Annotated in this window: 22 protein-coding genes and 1 pseudogene; 2 read left to right on the forward strand and 21 right to left on the reverse strand. The window is 52.6% G+C overall.

All coding sequences use genetic code 11. The annotated features are described in order from the left end of the window. Positions 1 to 67: 67 nt before the first annotated feature. The 9 genes from K341_RS0108760 to K341_RS0108800 form a co-directional block, all read right to left on the reverse strand. Positions 68 to 382, reverse strand: coding sequence for a hypothetical protein (locus K341_RS0108760; RefSeq protein WP_026762528.1), 315 nt, complete (start codon positions 380 to 382; stop codon positions 68 to 70). A gap of 11 nt (positions 383 to 393) precedes the next feature. After that, a complete protein-coding gene (locus tag K341_RS0108765; RefSeq protein WP_026762529.1) occupies positions 394 to 999 on the reverse strand; it encodes a major tail protein in 606 nt (201 codons plus the stop codon). 1 nt (position 1,000) lies between these two features. Beyond that, the gene (gene gp17, locus K341_RS0108770; RefSeq protein ID WP_026762530.1) at positions 1,001 to 1,363 is read right to left on the reverse strand and encodes a tail completion protein gp17; all 363 of its coding nucleotides are present in this window, start codon (positions 1,361 to 1,363) and stop codon (positions 1,001 to 1,003) included. Then, complete coding sequence (locus K341_RS0108775) at positions 1,360 to 1,758, reverse strand: HK97 gp10 family phage protein (protein WP_026762531.1); 399 nt, start codon at positions 1,756 to 1,758, stop codon at positions 1,360 to 1,362. The genes gp17 and K341_RS0108775 overlap by 4 nt, the downstream gene beginning before the upstream one ends. Continuing rightward, entirely contained in the window at positions 1,751 to 2,089 is a 339-nt protein-coding gene (locus K341_RS0108780) for a phage head closure protein (RefSeq protein ID WP_026762532.1), read from the reverse strand. The genes K341_RS0108775 and K341_RS0108780 overlap by 8 nt, the downstream gene beginning before the upstream one ends. Continuing rightward, a complete protein-coding gene (locus K341_RS0108785; protein ID WP_026762533.1) occupies positions 2,090 to 2,365 on the reverse strand; it encodes a head-tail connector protein in 276 nt (91 codons plus the stop codon). A 69-nt stretch (positions 2,366 to 2,434) separates the two neighbouring features. Then, positions 2,435 to 3,610 carry a phage major capsid protein gene (locus tag K341_RS0108790; RefSeq protein ID WP_026762534.1) on the reverse strand — a complete coding sequence of 392 codons (1,176 nt, stop codon included), beginning with the start codon at positions 3,608 to 3,610 and terminating at the stop codon, positions 2,435 to 2,437. Between the two features lie 23 nt (positions 3,611 to 3,633). After that, positions 3,634 to 4,323, reverse strand: coding sequence for a head maturation protease, ClpP-related (locus tag K341_RS0108795; RefSeq protein WP_026762535.1), 690 nt, complete (start codon positions 4,321 to 4,323; stop codon positions 3,634 to 3,636). Beyond that, positions 4,313 to 5,566, reverse strand: coding sequence for a phage portal protein (locus K341_RS0108800; protein WP_026762536.1), 1,254 nt, complete (start codon positions 5,564 to 5,566; stop codon positions 4,313 to 4,315). Before K341_RS0108800 ends, K341_RS0108795 begins: the two co-directional genes overlap by 11 nt. A gap of 37 nt (positions 5,567 to 5,603) precedes the next feature. On the opposite strand from K341_RS0108800, the gene K341_RS0108805 reads away from it, so the two are divergent. Next, positions 5,604 to 5,969: an ACT domain-containing protein gene (locus K341_RS0108805; RefSeq protein ID WP_026762537.1), complete on the forward strand. Its 366-nt coding sequence runs from the start codon at positions 5,604 to 5,606 to the stop codon at positions 5,967 to 5,969. Here the strand turns inward: K341_RS0108805 and K341_RS0108810 are convergent. Next, on the reverse strand, positions 5,966 to 7,567 hold the full coding sequence (locus tag K341_RS0108810; protein ID WP_026762538.1) for a terminase large subunit: 1,602 nt from the start codon (positions 7,565 to 7,567) through the stop codon (positions 5,966 to 5,968). The genes K341_RS0108805 and K341_RS0108810 overlap by 4 nt on opposite strands. Positions 7,568 to 7,825: 258 nt before the next feature. On the opposite strand from K341_RS0108810, the gene K341_RS0108815 reads away from it, so the two are divergent. Continuing rightward, positions 7,826 to 9,223, forward strand: a complete 1,398-nt coding sequence (locus K341_RS0108815) for an HNH endonuclease (RefSeq protein WP_037349543.1) — start codon at positions 7,826 to 7,828, stop codon at positions 9,221 to 9,223. A gap of 54 nt (positions 9,224 to 9,277) precedes the next feature. Here the strand turns inward: K341_RS0108815 and K341_RS12625 are convergent, their stop codons facing one another. The 11 genes and pseudogenes from K341_RS12625 to K341_RS0108870 all read right to left on the reverse strand — a co-directional run bounded on the left by K341_RS12625 (position 9,278) and on the right by K341_RS0108870 (position 15,009). After that, entirely contained in the window at positions 9,278 to 9,709 is a 432-nt protein-coding gene (locus tag K341_RS12625) for a hypothetical protein (RefSeq protein WP_026762540.1), read from the reverse strand. 57 nt (positions 9,710 to 9,766) lie between these two features. Further along, a pseudogene (locus K341_RS12630) lies at positions 9,767 to 10,009 on the reverse strand (terminase large subunit); the annotation flags it as partial. 94 nt (positions 10,010 to 10,103) lie between these two features. Then, a complete protein-coding gene (locus K341_RS0108830) occupies positions 10,104 to 10,382 on the reverse strand; it encodes an Nmad4 family putative nucleotide modification protein (protein ID WP_026762542.1) in 279 nt (92 codons plus the stop codon). Between the two features lie 158 nt (positions 10,383 to 10,540). Continuing rightward, positions 10,541 to 10,717: a DUF5049 domain-containing protein gene (locus K341_RS0108835; RefSeq protein ID WP_026762543.1), complete on the reverse strand. Its 177-nt coding sequence runs from the start codon at positions 10,715 to 10,717 to the stop codon at positions 10,541 to 10,543. Continuing rightward, a complete protein-coding gene (locus K341_RS0108840; protein ID WP_026762544.1) occupies positions 10,714 to 10,950 on the reverse strand; it encodes a DUF4314 domain-containing protein in 237 nt (78 codons plus the stop codon). The genes K341_RS0108835 and K341_RS0108840 overlap by 4 nt, the downstream gene beginning before the upstream one ends. Next, the gene (locus K341_RS0108845; RefSeq protein WP_026762545.1) at positions 10,934 to 11,761 is read right to left on the reverse strand and encodes a hypothetical protein; all 828 of its coding nucleotides are present in this window, start codon (positions 11,759 to 11,761) and stop codon (positions 10,934 to 10,936) included. Before K341_RS0108845 ends, K341_RS0108840 begins: the two co-directional genes overlap by 17 nt. Before the next feature lie 117 nt (positions 11,762 to 11,878). After that, positions 11,879 to 12,160, reverse strand: coding sequence for a hypothetical protein (locus K341_RS0108850; protein WP_026762546.1), 282 nt, complete (start codon positions 12,158 to 12,160; stop codon positions 11,879 to 11,881). A gap of 2 nt (positions 12,161 to 12,162) precedes the next feature. Beyond that, complete coding sequence (locus tag K341_RS0108855; protein WP_026762547.1) at positions 12,163 to 12,702, reverse strand: N-acetylmuramoyl-L-alanine amidase family protein; 540 nt, start codon at positions 12,700 to 12,702, stop codon at positions 12,163 to 12,165. Next, positions 12,702 to 13,967, reverse strand: coding sequence for a site-specific DNA-methyltransferase (locus tag K341_RS0108860; RefSeq protein ID WP_026762548.1), 1,266 nt, complete (start codon positions 13,965 to 13,967; stop codon positions 12,702 to 12,704). The genes K341_RS0108855 and K341_RS0108860 overlap by 1 nt, the downstream gene beginning before the upstream one ends. A gap of 13 nt (positions 13,968 to 13,980) precedes the next feature. Then, positions 13,981 to 14,541 (reverse strand): P27 family phage terminase small subunit, encoded by a 561-nt coding sequence (locus tag K341_RS0108865; protein WP_026762549.1) that lies wholly within the window; start codon positions 14,539 to 14,541, stop codon positions 13,981 to 13,983. Positions 14,542 to 14,652: 111 nt separating this feature from the next. Next, positions 14,653 to 15,009 (reverse strand): HNH endonuclease signature motif containing protein, encoded by a 357-nt coding sequence (locus tag K341_RS0108870; protein WP_026762550.1) that lies wholly within the window; start codon positions 15,007 to 15,009, stop codon positions 14,653 to 14,655. Between the last annotated feature and the right edge of the window lie 85 nt (positions 15,010 to 15,094).

Raw genomic sequence — 15,094 nt, forward strand, 5'->3', positions numbered from 1 at the left:
ATCGTCCACCCATAGGCGGACTGCAGCCGCTCGTAGTAGCGCAGTAAGTTCTGGTACGGAGAAAGAACTACGCCTCTTTCCCCGTCTCCTCGTTTGGGAGGTTCACCAGTTTGGAAAACGTCAGCGACTGAATCCAACGGAATAGTGCGCGTGTCAGTGGTACGATATCCGCGACATCCACATTTTCGTCGATGACTTCTTTTGTGACATCATCACGTCCGAATCCGAGAACGATTAGACGGACGTGCTCGTCCAGAAAGTCCTCAAGATCCATGTCCTGTTTCTCTGCATCAAAAAAAGCAAGGAACTCGCGCCAGACCTTCATCTTCGGAGGATTCGGCACGATCTCCCTGCCCGCAATATGCAGTATCGGTGTATCCATCGTAACCTCCCTCAGACCTGCTCGTACCACTTCGTCCCCGTCTCAGCGGCAAAGCCCGCCGCCTCCTCGTCCGCCTTGGCGTAGGACAGCCCGTCCGAGAGTCGGTAGATCGCCTTTGCCGTCAGCGTCGGCGTGTCGAACTGGATGCTCTCCTGCTTCGAATTGCCGCTCTCCGAGGGTTCTGTGAATTGGACTTTGTAGAATTTGGTGTATCTCTTCTTGCCGTTGCGCTTATCCGACTGGAAGAGAACAGCAAAGTACGGCGCAACGTCATCCTTGCCCGCCTTCATCACGCCGTTCTCGATACTGTGTCCCAGAAGATACGCTGTGTATTCCAAAGGAAGCGCGGCAGTATCGAAGGTCAAATCGTAGGATGCGGTATTGGATGCTGTATCCACGGACTGCCCGTCGGCGAAAAGCTCCGCTTGATTCGTCTGTGGCTTGATGTCCACCTTGCGCAGGAGCTTCCCGAGCGGGATCGGAGCTTCGTAGGTCGCCGCTCCTCCTGCCACATCGGTGAGCATCTTGGCGATATGAAGTTTCTGGATATTGATGAACTGCCCGCTCGTAAGATTCGCGGCGGGCTTTCCTGTTGGTGTTGGTGTTGGACTTGGCATTTTATTCTCCCTCCACTGCTGTTCTGTAATCTGTGATTTCCACGAAAATATCTTTCTCTGTCAGTTCCTGGGTCTGCGCACGCACAAAGCCGAGTGGCAAAAGCGCGTTCTGCACGGCGTGATGAATCTCTCCGAATCTCCCATCCTTCGTCAGAATATGGATACGCACCGTCACGCGCCGTTCCAACTCCATACCATCGGCTGAGAGCGCAGGAACGTCGGAAATGACGGTGTAGACAATAATCGGGTATGTCCCCGCATTGGGACTGCGTCCGTGGTAGATGCTCTTCTTTCCGTGAGCGAGAAGCTGCGTCAGCTCCTTCGAGCGCACAAGTTCCTGATACACCATCCGCGCCGTGCTCATTTCCCTCTCCTCCGTATTGCCGCTCGGACAGCATCAACAATGGCAGAACGAATACTGTCCTTCTTAGCGTCGAGCGCGGGATAGAGAAACGGACGGTTGATGCGCGGACTGAACTCGACGAGTACGCCATAGGGAACGCCATCCTGCGACTCTGCATCTGCTGCGATCCTCCAAACGGAGCCATCCCTCCTGCGCGGCCGCTTGTGGATGGAGTCACGGAGTGCGCCCTTGACCACGCGCTTATCTGTTCCTGTATAGACGGGACAGCGGTTCTTTGCCTCCGCGACCACATCGTCCGCTCCGTGCGCGAGTGCTGCCTTTGCCGCAGCCGTGGTCTCCGCACCGAGTTCCGAGAGGATCTTCTCGGCAGAAATGAATCCTCGGTATCTAGCCATCCTCCATCAACTCCCTGCATTCCAGAACAAGCCATTGTTTCTTCCCGCCGAGCGGATACGGCGGCGCGATAGGTGTGAGCGTTTTGTCACCCCAACGAATACGATCCGTCACGCGCACATCCATGCGGTAACGAATGACGATGCGGTAATCTACCTCCTGCACCTTCTCCGCATACCCGTCCGAGATTTTTGCGGCAAAGGGCAGAACGAGTGCCCATGCCTTTGCAATCTCCTGCGTTGTTTGCGCGAGGATATTCCCCTCATCATCCGTATCCGTCACGGGGCGCAGGATGGAGATTCGATGACGCAGTTCGCTCATAGACACCTGCATCTAAAAGACCTCCTTCCGCACACCGAAGAGAAGAGACCGGAGTGTCAGCGCAAGCCCTCTATGATCCGCTTCCTCCCGGTGCTCGTATAGATAGGACACGGCGTAGAGAATTGCAACGCGCACAATCGCCTGATCTTCAACCTTGGACAGCTTCTTCACGCGCAGTAACGCTGTACAGATTTGTTCTGCCGTTTCCGTAAAGCTCGTGATGAGATCATCCTCCTCATCCCCGTCAATCCTAAGATACTGCTTGACTGCTGCAAGCGGCACAAGCATAGAACCACCTCCCTTCTTTTGCCGCAAAACCAATGAAATTACTGATAAAATGGATAAGTGGACGATTTATCAGCCCTTCATCTTGAGTGTCTGCACGGCTTCCTCGAGGACGAGTTTGCCGTCCACGCGCTCCTTCATAACGTAGCCGACCATACCGTTGCCCGCAAACAGCTCCTTCAGTTCCTGCAGAGAGCGCGTGCCACGGTCGCCGATGTTGTAGTAGGAGTAATCGCCGAACGCGATGACGGTCTTGCCCGCCTCGACGGCAGGCATATACGCCGAGGAATACACAGGATAGCCGAGCAGACGGTCGGGTTCGCCCATCTGGTAGGACGGCTGCCAGAAATACGCCCCATTCGCGTCCTTGAGCTTTCGGATGCTTGCAAGCGTCTGGTCGTTGACGATGAACGCCGCATTCTTGCGGTAGGGACGCTTGAGGCTGTAGACGAGCGTCACGAGTTCATCCGCCTTGAGGTCTGCCGCCGCCGTGGTGACAGATGTTTTTGCCGAGGTGAGAAGACCCTTGGGCTTGTGCGTGCCGTCTCCATTGAGGAACGCATCCTCCTCTGCGTTGCCGAGAGCCTTGCCGAACTGCTCGATGAGGTAGTTCTCAAGGTTGAAGGCGTTGTCGTAGAGCAGTTCCTCCGTCACCTTGACCGCAACGTGGAGTTTGTGCGCGTCAAGAACGATCTGGTCGAAGGTCGCGTCCCCGAAGGTGAGTGGCGCACCTTCCTCAATCCACGATGCCGCAGGTTTGGTGGCGGCAATGTTGATCTTGTGCTCCCCGCTTGTGGTAATCACCGTCGCAAGCGGACGCAGGACATTCTCCTCATTCAGAACGTCGATCAGACGCTGATCGTATTCCTCGGGAACGAGATAGCCGCCGTTTGCATCCACGCCTTCCTGCAGGACGTTCTCCACCTGTCGGAAGTTCGTACGCAGTGCTTTGAGCATTGCCGAGCGATAGCCTTCACTTGCACGTCCTGTCTTTTCTACATTGAGCGCAGCCCCCGGCATATTGGTAATCGCTGCCGTCACGGGCTTTGCAAGCTGCGCGTCGAGAATCGCCTGACGCTCCATGCGCTCGATATCCTTGCCGAGTGCAAGCACCTCATTCTCCATCTGCTCGTACGCTTTGGCATCTTCGGCTGTGAGATGCCCGTCCTTTTCGTGAGAATCCAGAAACTGCTTTGCCTGTTCCCACATTTCTGCACGCTTCTCGCGCATTGCCATGATCTTATCCATGTGTTTGTCCCTCCGTTAATTCCTTAATGTGAAATAGAAAAGAGCCGTCGTTTGATCGGCTCTGCATCGACATTGTGTGTTCCCTGCCCGAATTTCGAGAGCAGAGAGTTCGTGACGGCGGCACGGGAGAAGATCAGCCCGTCTGCTGCCTCGCCTGTGAGATGTTCCCTATTTTCGTAGAGAACAGAATCCGCAAATCCAAGCTCCACCGCCTTCTTTGCATTCATCCACGTCTCGGCATCCATCAGCCGTGAAATCTTCGCACGGGACAGGCCCGTCTTGATCTCGTAGGCGTTGATGATGCTCTCTTTGATCTCGGCAAGGAACGTGATCGTTCGCTCCATCTCATGTGTATCCCCGATGGAGACGGTCATGGGATTATGCAGCATCAACAAACCTAGAGGAGAAATCTCAACCGTTGATCCTGCCATCGCAACAACGGATGCGGCAGACGCGGCAATCCCGTCAATCTTGACGGCGACATTCCCCTTATACTCCATCAGCATATTGTAGATCTGTGCCGCCGCATAGCAGTCGCCGCCCGGCGAGTTGATCCAGAGGTCAATATCTCCCTCGGCGGCATTCAGTTCAGAACGGAACATCTGGGGAGTGATCTCATCGCCCCACCACGTCTCGTCCGAGATTTCACCATCCAGAAGCAAGATACGCTTCTCTCCCTCGTTCCACACCCAGTTCCAAAATTTACGTTTCATCACTTACTCCCTTCTGTCTGCCGGCAAACAGCCCTGCGTCCCTCAGTTTCGTCATGTTCCCGTTGATGAGATACAAATCTCCACCCTCGTCTGCTTCGATGGGATTCATGTCCTCGAGACTGCGGATGTCGTTCGCGGAGAGCCATCCGTTCTGACGCCCAACAGCATAGCCCTCCATGCGGCTCTTGTAGTCTCCGCGCAGCAGCCCGTCTACGTTGAAGCGGATGAAGTAGTCCTTCCGCTCCTTATCTGTCAGAAGTGCTTTCTGCAGGGACTGCTCCCACCGCACCACCCACGGATTCAAAGTGTATTTAACGAACTCCAAGGACTGTTGCTCGATATTGGAAAACGAGGATTTCTCCAAGTCTCCGACCATATGCGGCGGCACACGGTAGAGCCGTGCAATCTCGTCGATCTGAAACTTCCTCGTCTCAAGGAACTGCGCCTCCTCGGGTGGAATGGCAATCTGCTGATACTTCACGCCTTCCTCGAGCACGGCGATTCTGCCCGTGTTCATCGTACCGCCGTAGACGGCGTGCCAACTCTCTCGCAGCTTTGACGGGTCTTTGAGCACCCCCGGATGTTCGAGTACGCCTCCCGGACGCGCACCATTCTTGAAGAATGCCGCGCCATACTCTTCCGTTGCAAGCGCAATGCCAATGGCGTTCTTTGCCATAGCGATGGGAGAATAGCCGACAAGTCCGTCGAATCCGAGTCCCGGAATATGCAGCACATCCTCACGTCGCAGACGAATCTGCCCCTTGTCCGCAAAATTCGGATTCTCCTCCGTGGTTCTCGTGTAGGTGTAGTAAAGCTCACCCGTGTAGCTGTCGCGGCTGACCTCCATCTTGTCCGGGAGGAGCGGATAAAGTCCGAGAACACGTCCTCTTCCATCCCGCAAAATTTGTGCGTACGCATTCCCCCACAAAAGAAGGTGACTCATCATCGTTTCGCGAAATATAAAGGAGGTCATCTCGGGATTCGGCGCATCGTGGAGCAGGAAGTACAGCGGATGCTCCGGCACACGCTCCTTTCCCTGCCCTTGGTAGGCGTAGACGTGAAGCGGCAGCCCTGCGATGGACTCCGCGAGGATACGGACACAGGCATAGACTGCCGTTGTCTGCATTGCAGTACGCTCATTGACCGGCTTGCCCGCCGCCGTCTGGCCAAACAAAAAGGACAAGCCGCCGATATGATTTCTGGGCTTGTCCCGAGAACGGAAGATTTTTGTAAAGAAATTCACGAGCATCACGCTCCTTCGGAATTATGAAAGGAAAAAAATGAACTTACAAAAAATAGATTATGCTTTAAGCGTATGCAAAGTTACATCACCAGATACGATTGACTTGAATAAGGACTTTTACTTCGTTGGAAAAACCGATGAAGAAATATCCCTCGTGTGCAAAACATCCGACACGCCGAACAATACCGTAGAACGCGATGATGGTTGGAAGGCTTTCAGGATACAGGGTACTTTGGATTTTTCTCTCATTGGGATATTGTCCAAAATCTCCACCCTCCTTGCTGAAAACAAAATCGGTATCTTCGCCATATCCACATACAACACCGATTATATTTTGGTCAAGGAGGAGAACTTCAACGCCGCGTTGACAATATTGGGGAAAAACGGATACACCATAATCTAAAACACCAAAATTCCTCGCTCATCATAGACAGATGCGGAGGTATCATTCCCACACCGGATCGCACGGTCAAGTGCCATGATGAGCGCAATCACACCGTCGATCTTCTCCATAGATTTCTCCTTGTCCGCCTTAATGTTCCCTGCAGGATCGGTGCGAATGAAGATGTTGTCTGCCATCCAGCGCAGGACGGGATGTCCGCCGTGCGCTATTTTCTTTTCCAACGTCAGCTTCATCAGCTCCTTGGTCGGCGGGCTCATATCCTTGAAGCCCTGCCCGAACGGGACAACGGTGAATCCCATTCCTTCGAGGTTCTGCACCATCTGCACCGCGCCCCATCGGTCAAAGGCAATCTCACGGATGTTGTACTTCTCACCCAGTTTCTCGATGAACGTCTCGATGAATCCGTAATGCACAACATTCCCCTCGGTAGTCATGAGAAAGCCCTGCTTCTCCCACACGTCATACGGTACATGATCGCGCCGTACACGAAGTTCGATATTCTCCTCGGGAATCCAGAAGTACGGAAGCACGGCAAACGGCTCATCTTCCTCCGTCGGAGGAAACACGAGGACAAATGCCGTAATATCCATCGTGGAGGAAAGGTCAAGCCCGCCGTAGCAAACACGCCCCTCCAAGGACTCGGCATCCACAGGTATGGCACACGCATCCCACTTGTCCATTGGCATCCACCGAACGGACTGCTTGACCCATTGATTCAACCGCAGCTGACGAAAACTGTTCTCCTCGGCGGGATTCTGCCGTGCAGAGTCGCAGGCCGCCTGTACCTTGTCGATGCCGACCGTAATGCCAAGCGACGGATTCGACCGTTTCCAGACCTCGGGGTCTGTCCAGTCCTCATCTTCCTTTGCTCCGTAGATCACAGGATAGAAGGTCGGATCAATCTTTCGCCCTTCGAGAATATCCTTTGCTTTCTGGTGTGTCTCGTAGCAGATGGACTGCGTATCCGTTCCCGCCGTAGTGATGAGGAAGTAAAGCGGCTGCATTCGCGCATCGCCGGAGCCTTTCGTCATAACGTCAAAGAGCTTGCGATTCGGCTGCGTGTGCAGTTCGTCGAACACAACGCCGTGGATATTGAAGCCGTGCTTTGAATATGCCTCTGCCGAAAGCACCTGATAGAAGCTGTTCGTCGGCAGATACACCATCCGTTTCTGGGAGGCAAGGATCTTCACTCGCTTGCCGAGTGCGGGACACATACGCACCATGTCGGCTGCGACCTCGAATACGATGCTCGCCTGTTGACGGTCAGCGGCGCAGCCGTAAACCTCGGCACGCTCCTCTCCGTCGCCGCAGCAAAGGAGAAGCGCGACGGCAGCCGCGAGTTCGCTCTTCCCCATTTTCTTGGGAATCTCCACATACGCCGTGTTGAACTGGCGATACCCGTTCGGCTTCAGAATTCCGAAAATGTCTCGGATAATGCGCTCCTGCCAGTCGATCAGCTCGAAGGGCTTTCCTGCCCACGTCCCCTTCGTATGGCACAGGCACTCGATGAATCCCACAGCATAGTCCGCAGAGGATTTGTCATAGTGTGCGTCCTCTGCCATAAACTTTGTCGGTTTATAGTCCATCAGTTTCCGCATAAAATCACCTCCCTCCAAATGTATGTAAACAAGAAAACCACCCGTAGGCGGTTCTCGACAGATTGCGTATTCGTTTAGCTGCGCATCAAGTCCTGCGATTTTTGTAAAACCAGAAATCCCAACTACTTGAAATGCTGTGTATTTTGCCTATAATGCAGGCAACAATGTTATTTTTCCTTTATCCAAGATCCTATATTGATACCATCACCGTGTGTTAGAGAATAAAATAGCAAAAAGGATTTTTTCAAAAAAATGCCTATGAAGGAAAATACACTATACGAGCAGAATAAACAACTAGCTTTACACAAATTTTCTACCTACACATTAATAATTATGAGAGGAATGATATCCATGCTTATCTGCACCATGGGTCGAATAATTGATATTGCGTTTGAAAATTTTAACGAAAACGTATTGTTTCGCCCATTCATAACAAAAGAAGTGACTCCCAAACTCATCCTACCTTTGCAGATGACCAAAGAGATTATGGATAAGATTCATGCGCAAAAACAAGAATATATCAATCATCTGCCACCGCGAATCCATAGATATTTTTCTTTTTTTGACAATATATGTGAAGGAGAATGGTTCTATATTTTTCCAGAAGAACTACTCCATTGCATAGAAAAGGACAACAGAGGAAAGTTTGCGGATTGGCATCAGGTTTACCTTCGCTATAAGAACATGGGGGTAGAAGAAGAGAAAATAAGCGAATACATGAAGGAGTTCGGAGAAAGACTCAACATGTATCTGGCACCTTTGGAAAATCTGTATGAAATTGAATGCTATACGAGTAGGCAAGATAAACTGTATCTTGGAGAGAAAGAAAAATCGAAAAGAGTTTGCCGTTTTTGTGGTAGGACAAAGCCAAAAGTTACGTTTAAGGATGCTGCACATGCGATTCCGTTAGCCCTTGGAAACCATATTTTCTTTAACAACTACGAGTGTGACTCTTGCAATCATTTTTTCGGTGAAGAAATAGAACCGCATCTGAGGCAGTGGATTGCGACTATGATTTTCTTCTCTAGAACACGTGGACGATCAGGTGTACCAGATTTGATATTTGAAAATGGTATGATGAAGTACGACAATGATAAAAACCTGTTCATCATCGTCCAAAAAGGAAATGGAACAGGAAAAGATCCTAAAACGGATGGACAAGAGGCAGAAATTCCATTGATTCAGCTCGGAGATGGAACACCATACATTCCTTCCAAAGCCTATAAGGCATTGGTAAAAATCGCCCTATCCTTTATTCCTGATGAAAAGATGAAAATGTTCGAAAATACTGTTTCTTGGATAATGAACAAAGAGGATAACAGAGATCTGCCAAAGATTGCTTATATGCTGTCCACGAAACCTGTGATGAACCCTCAACCAGAGATCACATTGTTTTTGCGAAAGGAAGACTCCCCTTCTGACATTCCTTATGCCGTCGCATTCCTTTCTATGTGTGGGATGGATATTGTTTATATAATACCGTTTTGTATATCTGATGGAACAAATTTTGCATTGCCCTGTGCCTATGAAAAATATTGGAGCACATTTGCATTGTATAGCGCAGTTCCCGGCTGGAACTTTGAGAATCTGTCACGTAATACAGCAGTGACACCAAGGTTGAATCTTCGTTTTCAGCAAAACAAGAATAGCTTGTAATGAAGTATATAGTCTTTCGTAAATTATTTATTTACACCAAGAAAGCAAGGGGTGTCATACATTCTTCGTAACCGCCTGTACGTCCTTATGGCAGATGGCGATCTCAGGTTTTTTGGCACATCTGTTGCCAAGCCAGTATCCGTAAAGATACGGGTCAACAGGAAGATCGCACGCCCCGAAATTAAGCATCTTTGCCACAGGGATACGGATAATGGAGCGGCGTGCCTCCTTCTCGTTATCCCGATATTTTTCTCTGTGCCTCATCGTTCGGCGATAGATTTCGCCCGTTGTCCAAAGGACGGATTGCGGCTTCCCGATGATGTGATCCACATTCCAGAGATGTCGCTCTCCCGCGACGATGGACGATCCGTCGCAAAAGGTCAATCGATAGGCTTGCTCGGTGTCATCCACATCGCTTTTGGCGACAACACGGCAGGGCTGTCCGTTTTCATCAAAAACGGTATCTCCCACGCGAATGTCGCCCATTGTTGTAAACCCGCTCGGTGTAGGGATTTTCGTGTCGAGAGCAAGCTGTTTTCACTGTTTCTTGGGAATCTCCACATACGCCGTGTTGAACTGCCGATACCCGTTCGGCTTCAAAATTCCGAAAATATCTCGGATAATGCGTTCCTGCCAGTCAATCAGCTCGAAGGGCTTTCCTGCCCACGTCCCCTTCGTATGGCACAGGCACTCAATAAATCCCACGGCATAGTCCGCAGCGGCTTTGTCATAGTGCGCGTCCTCTGCCATGAACTTCGTCGGTGTGTAGTCCGTCAGTTTCCGCAAGCAATCACCCCCATCAAAAAAAGCCGCTGTCAGCGACTCACAATATCTGAAACAAGAAGCAGCCCCGAAGGGCTGTTTTGCCTCTTGGCGCGGCTTAGATGCGCTTCATGCACCAAGCCATCGCGTGCCCGCCGTCCTCGAAAAGCTCCGTAGCGGCTTCGACGAGGTTCAGGCGGCATTCGATGTCTGCCAGTCCCGTCTCCTCCGGCGTTTCGACCATCTCGTAGACGGCTGCGTGGAATCCCCAGCATTCCATCCCGACGACAAGGATCTGCTCGCCGTAGCGCAGGATCGCGCCGCTCGTCCCAAACCGCATCCCATCGAGGTACTCCATCGTGGTGGTCTGCGGCCATCTTGCTTCTGCGTTCTTCATTTTGTGTTCCTCGCTTTCTGTGTGTAGGTTGTCCCCTTTGTCATTTACATATTTGCTCTAAACACAGAATATAGCAAGTCATATTTTGGATAAACTACACTTATATTTCAAGAGAAACACAGCCCCGAAAGGCTGTGCAAAAGTCGTGAAACTATCGCCTATTGTTCACCCGTGAGGATAAATCGCACATACGCCACGCGGTCTTCCTCGATGAAGCAGACCAGTTCGTAGAAGCCCATCTCGAACGCCATCCGCTGAACACCGGGAACATCGAACATATTCACCCGCCCCGAATCGCGGATGTCCATGATCTGGGCGAAAATTTTCTCGTTCATGATCTGCTGCCTTTCTGCACGATACGGAAGGAGTCTATGCCGGAGATCAGGTTCAGTGACGAGCCTGTCTCCCACCGAACGAGAATCTGTCCCGCGTCATCGACGCCCATGACCTCGCCTATCGATCCCGTCGGCGGGGCTTGCGGATCGTCCATTCCGAGGAGTTCCACCTTCGTCCCGCTCGGGTATCTCTGCCGCAATGCGGCGATCTGGTCCTTACTCGGAAACCGCATGATCCTCAGCCTCCTTCCGATGTCCACTCTTAAACGCGCTGCTGCCCGTGAGGTTCTGCAGGAGAATCTTGCGCGACTGTTTGTAGGCGTTTCCGATCATACCGAGGCGCAGGAGGAAGCAGCGGAATGCGTATTTCTCGTTGTCCACGATCTTTTCCTTTGCCGTAACGCGCTTCTGCGTCCGTGCCATCGTACAGAGTTTGCTGATGAATTCAGCGTATGCCTTTGCCGTCTCGTCGGTGATCGTGCCGTGCAGCCACGCAAAGGTGATGCGGTCGCCCTCCAGCGTGTAGGTCGCTTCCCTGATGTCAAAGGCGTGGCGAATCAGCCGTCCCTTGCTCAGAAGAAGTGCATCGAGATTCTGCAGTGCCGTCTCGGTGAAAAGGGTGCGTGGAAGGCTGATGGAAAGGCTATCCTCATCGGTTGCTGCGACGGCTTCCTCCATCGCGGTAACTTCTGCCGACGTTTCTGTTGTTATCGACTCATCCTCTGTCGAAGCTACTTCAGCAGAGTCGTTTGCCACGCCCGTCTGGATCGGCTTGTCTTCCCCTGTGTCCCCACAGGAAGCCTCGTTCTCCCCGCCCTTGGACATGAAGCCCGCCTCACGCAGTGCCGTGCGCACACGCGCAACGGTCGCTTCGTCGGTGGCATCGTCGAAGCAAAGGCTACCGTCCTTCATGATTTCGAACGCACCGACCTTGTAGGAAAAGCTTGGTGCGCCGCAGTAGGTGGGCTTCATCTCGAGCACCTTTCCCACAATCCCGACCATCGCCTTGCGCTCTTCCTTCTGGATGTTGTAATTGACCTTCATGGTGGTTTCCTCCTTTATGAACTTTGGTCATTACATTCATCACTCGTACGGGAAGAATTAGCAAGCGGATTGTGTTGTATACACCATAGCCTCAGTGAGATAAACCGCAGTGCGTCATCATTTCACAGAATGAGGAGCAGTCATGCGCTCGAGCATCTTGCCCGTCATCCAGATCGCCCCGTCAATGACAAGCGGCAGGAAGATGCGGTCGCGGAATCTGCACCATCCCGTCTCCTTCTCTGCGCTCTCACGAAGTGCCGCCGTATATGCCGCCGATACTTCACGCGCCGCCGGGAGCCCTTTCTCGTGCATCCAGAGGACGGTCGCTTCCTTTGCCTCCGTCCGCACGAAATCTCCCACATGATTCTTCAGTTCATTTTGAATGTGTTCCAGTTTCATCTTCAACACGCTCCTTCATAATCCGTTACCCCACGCGCAATGGCGCGGGCAAATTCATCCTGCCGGCTGCGGAGCAATTCTGCGTCACTCGCATGGTCAATAAACGCAAGCTCCACAAGTACAGCGACCGCATCCGTGTTGCTCAGAACGTACAAACCGTTGACACCGGGCTTTGCCCCCTTCACGCCGCGATCCACAGTTCCGAGCGCATCCACAATTTGGCTCTGGATGCACTGTGCCAGTTTCTCCCCCTCGCCGCTGCCGTAGTAGTGCCAGACCTCCGTCCCCTGTGCCACACCGTTGCACGCATTGCAGTGGATGGAGATAAACACATCGGTATCCGCAGAGTTGGAAGCTGAGACAACTTCATGCAGACTGTCGGATTGGAGACGACCGACCACCTCAACACCTGCGGCACTCAAATAGTCCGCCGCAAGATCAGCGACATTCTTTGCCACATTACATTCCCGCAGTCCATAGCCGCACGCCCCCGGATCGGGGTTCCCGTTCGGGGCGTGACCCGGATTCAAAAACACACGCATTATGCTTCCTCCTTTGGTTTCGGCACATCCGCATACGGAATGCGCTCACCGTCATGTTCCAAAAACACATCTTCGGCATTCCCGCCTTTGCTCTGAATGTATCGCTCGACAGCGACATCCACGAATTTCGCCTCAAGCTCCACGCCATAGCAGATACGCCCCAGCTGGTCGCAAGCGATGAGCGTTGAGGCAGAGCCGAGGAAGCCGTCAAGAACGATACCATTCGTCTGCGTACACTGCTTGACGAGATACGCGATAAGCGGCACGGGCTTCGAGGACGGATGACCGCAGCCGTCCTTCTTCGAGTCCTTGATGCGATCAAAAGAGAACACCGTAGTCTGCTTCTGATCGCCGTACCATCTATGCCGTCCGTCTTTGCGCCATCCCCAGATAATCGGCTCATGGATATACTTCCAGTCCGTCCGTGTGAGTACAAGGCGATCTTTCTTCCACACCAATCCCGCGCCAACTTTAAAGCCCGCATCCTCATAAGCGTCATGAAAGATGCGGGCTTTTGCTGTCGCGTAGAAAACATAGATGGAGGCGTCCGTTGCCATCACCGAGTGAAAGGCGGTAAAAGCGGATTTGAGGAACTCGTAGGCGTCCTTGTCATTCAGATCGTCGTTCTTTATTTTCCCGGAGGAACTTTCCAGAGCCACAAAATACGGCGGGTCCGTGCAGACGAGGTTGACTTTCTCACTGCCGAGCAGTCGCTCGTACGTCTCCGGCAGTGTGGAATCTCCGCAGATAACACGATGCTTTCCGAGATACCAGACATCGCCTGTTTTGGCAACACAGGGTTTAGCGAGTTCCACATCCACATCAAAGTCGTCTTCCTGCGCCTCTGCATCATCCAATGAAAGCAGGTCTGCGATTTCAGACTCGTCGAAGCCCGTGAGTGAGATGTCGAAGTCCATGCCTTGCAGGGCTTCCATCTCAACGCGCAGCATATCTTCATCCCATCCTGCGTCGAGTGCGAAACGGTTGTCTGCGAGGATGTATGCCTTCTTCTGCGCCTCGGTCAGATGGTCGACGAATACGCACGGCACGCTCTCCATGCCCTCTGCCCGCGCTGCCGCAACGCGCCCATGCCCTGCGAGAATGCCATAGTCCTTGTCGATGATGACGGGACTGACAAATCCGAACTCCCGCAGACTGCCGCGCAGCTTGTTGATCTGCTCGGGCGAATGCGTCCGTGCGTTGTTGGCATACGGTACGAGTTTGCTGATCGGAACGAGCTTCATCTCGGATGTCGTTTTGTTCAAATGACTTCCCTCCTTACTTCCTCGATCGGAGCAGCTGCTCCATTCTGTCTTCCTGCGGAGAGCCGACGAATGTGGTGGTGCAGTTCTGCTTCACGATGTCGAAAATCTCATACCAGAGCAGATTGGACTGCTTCTGAAACGCCTGTCCCATCTGAACAAAAGGGCTTGCAATCGCACCTCCTGTGGTCGGATGCTTGCCAATGAGCCCGTATTGACTCATTGCTTCCTCACATTGGATGAAACGGGCAAATGCCTGTGCGTAGCTTTCGATGAGACGCGGATTCACAAGACGCTCACAGCCGCGCTCCTTGAGCCACAGCCATGTTTCACGAAAAATCTCATCCGCACCGAGCGGCTTTCCGTTCCTCTGCCGTGCAGACAGGAATTCACTCGGAATTGGCATCTCCTCACCGTAGAGGTCAGCGGCATCCACAAGGTCTGTGCCGTCCAGTTCTGTCATTGGGAACTCCATGATGTGCGCTGTGCGCCCGCCCGCAATCTTGTCTGCCAGTGCTTCGGGTTTGTCTCCCGCCCGGATGCGCCGTCCGCCGCGATTTGTTCCGTCACGCGCCATCTTCTCGCCCCCATTCTTTAATACCCTGTTTGAACCGACGTTTTTGTGCGTGCGTCCCCTCCCCGGTCCAGTAACGGCGCGGTTTTAGAGATTTGACCGCCCCCTAGGGGTCTAGTGGTCGCCTCTGCCGCGCTGATGAATCCGCTCATGACAGGATACGCAGAGCGACATCAAGTTGCTCTTATCGTGCGTGCCGCCGTCGGCGAGAGATCTGATATGATGCACAAGTGTTGCGAGGATGTATCTGCCCCGCTCCTTGCAGGACTCACAAAGCGGATGCCCCGCCAAGTGACGGTCACGGATTTTCTTCCACGAATTCCCGTAACGCTCGTGCTGATCGTACCCGCGCGTAAAATTCTCGTAGTGTCGCTGCATAACTTTCTCGTGCGCCTCGCAGTAGCAGCTCTTTCGGTCTGTAAGATTCGGACATCCTGTCATGCGGCAGGGACGTTTCGGCTTTCTCGGCATCGCGCACCTCCATCAAAAAAGCCCTCGCGGAGAATTGCTTCTCCGAGAAGGCTGATTCCATATCCTATTCTTGCTGAGTATATCA

The sequence above is a fragment of the Centipeda artemidis DSM 19719 genome (genome assembly GCF_000426665.1).
Taxonomy (GTDB): Bacteria; Bacillota; Negativicutes; order Selenomonadales; family Selenomonadaceae; genus Centipeda; species Centipeda artemidis.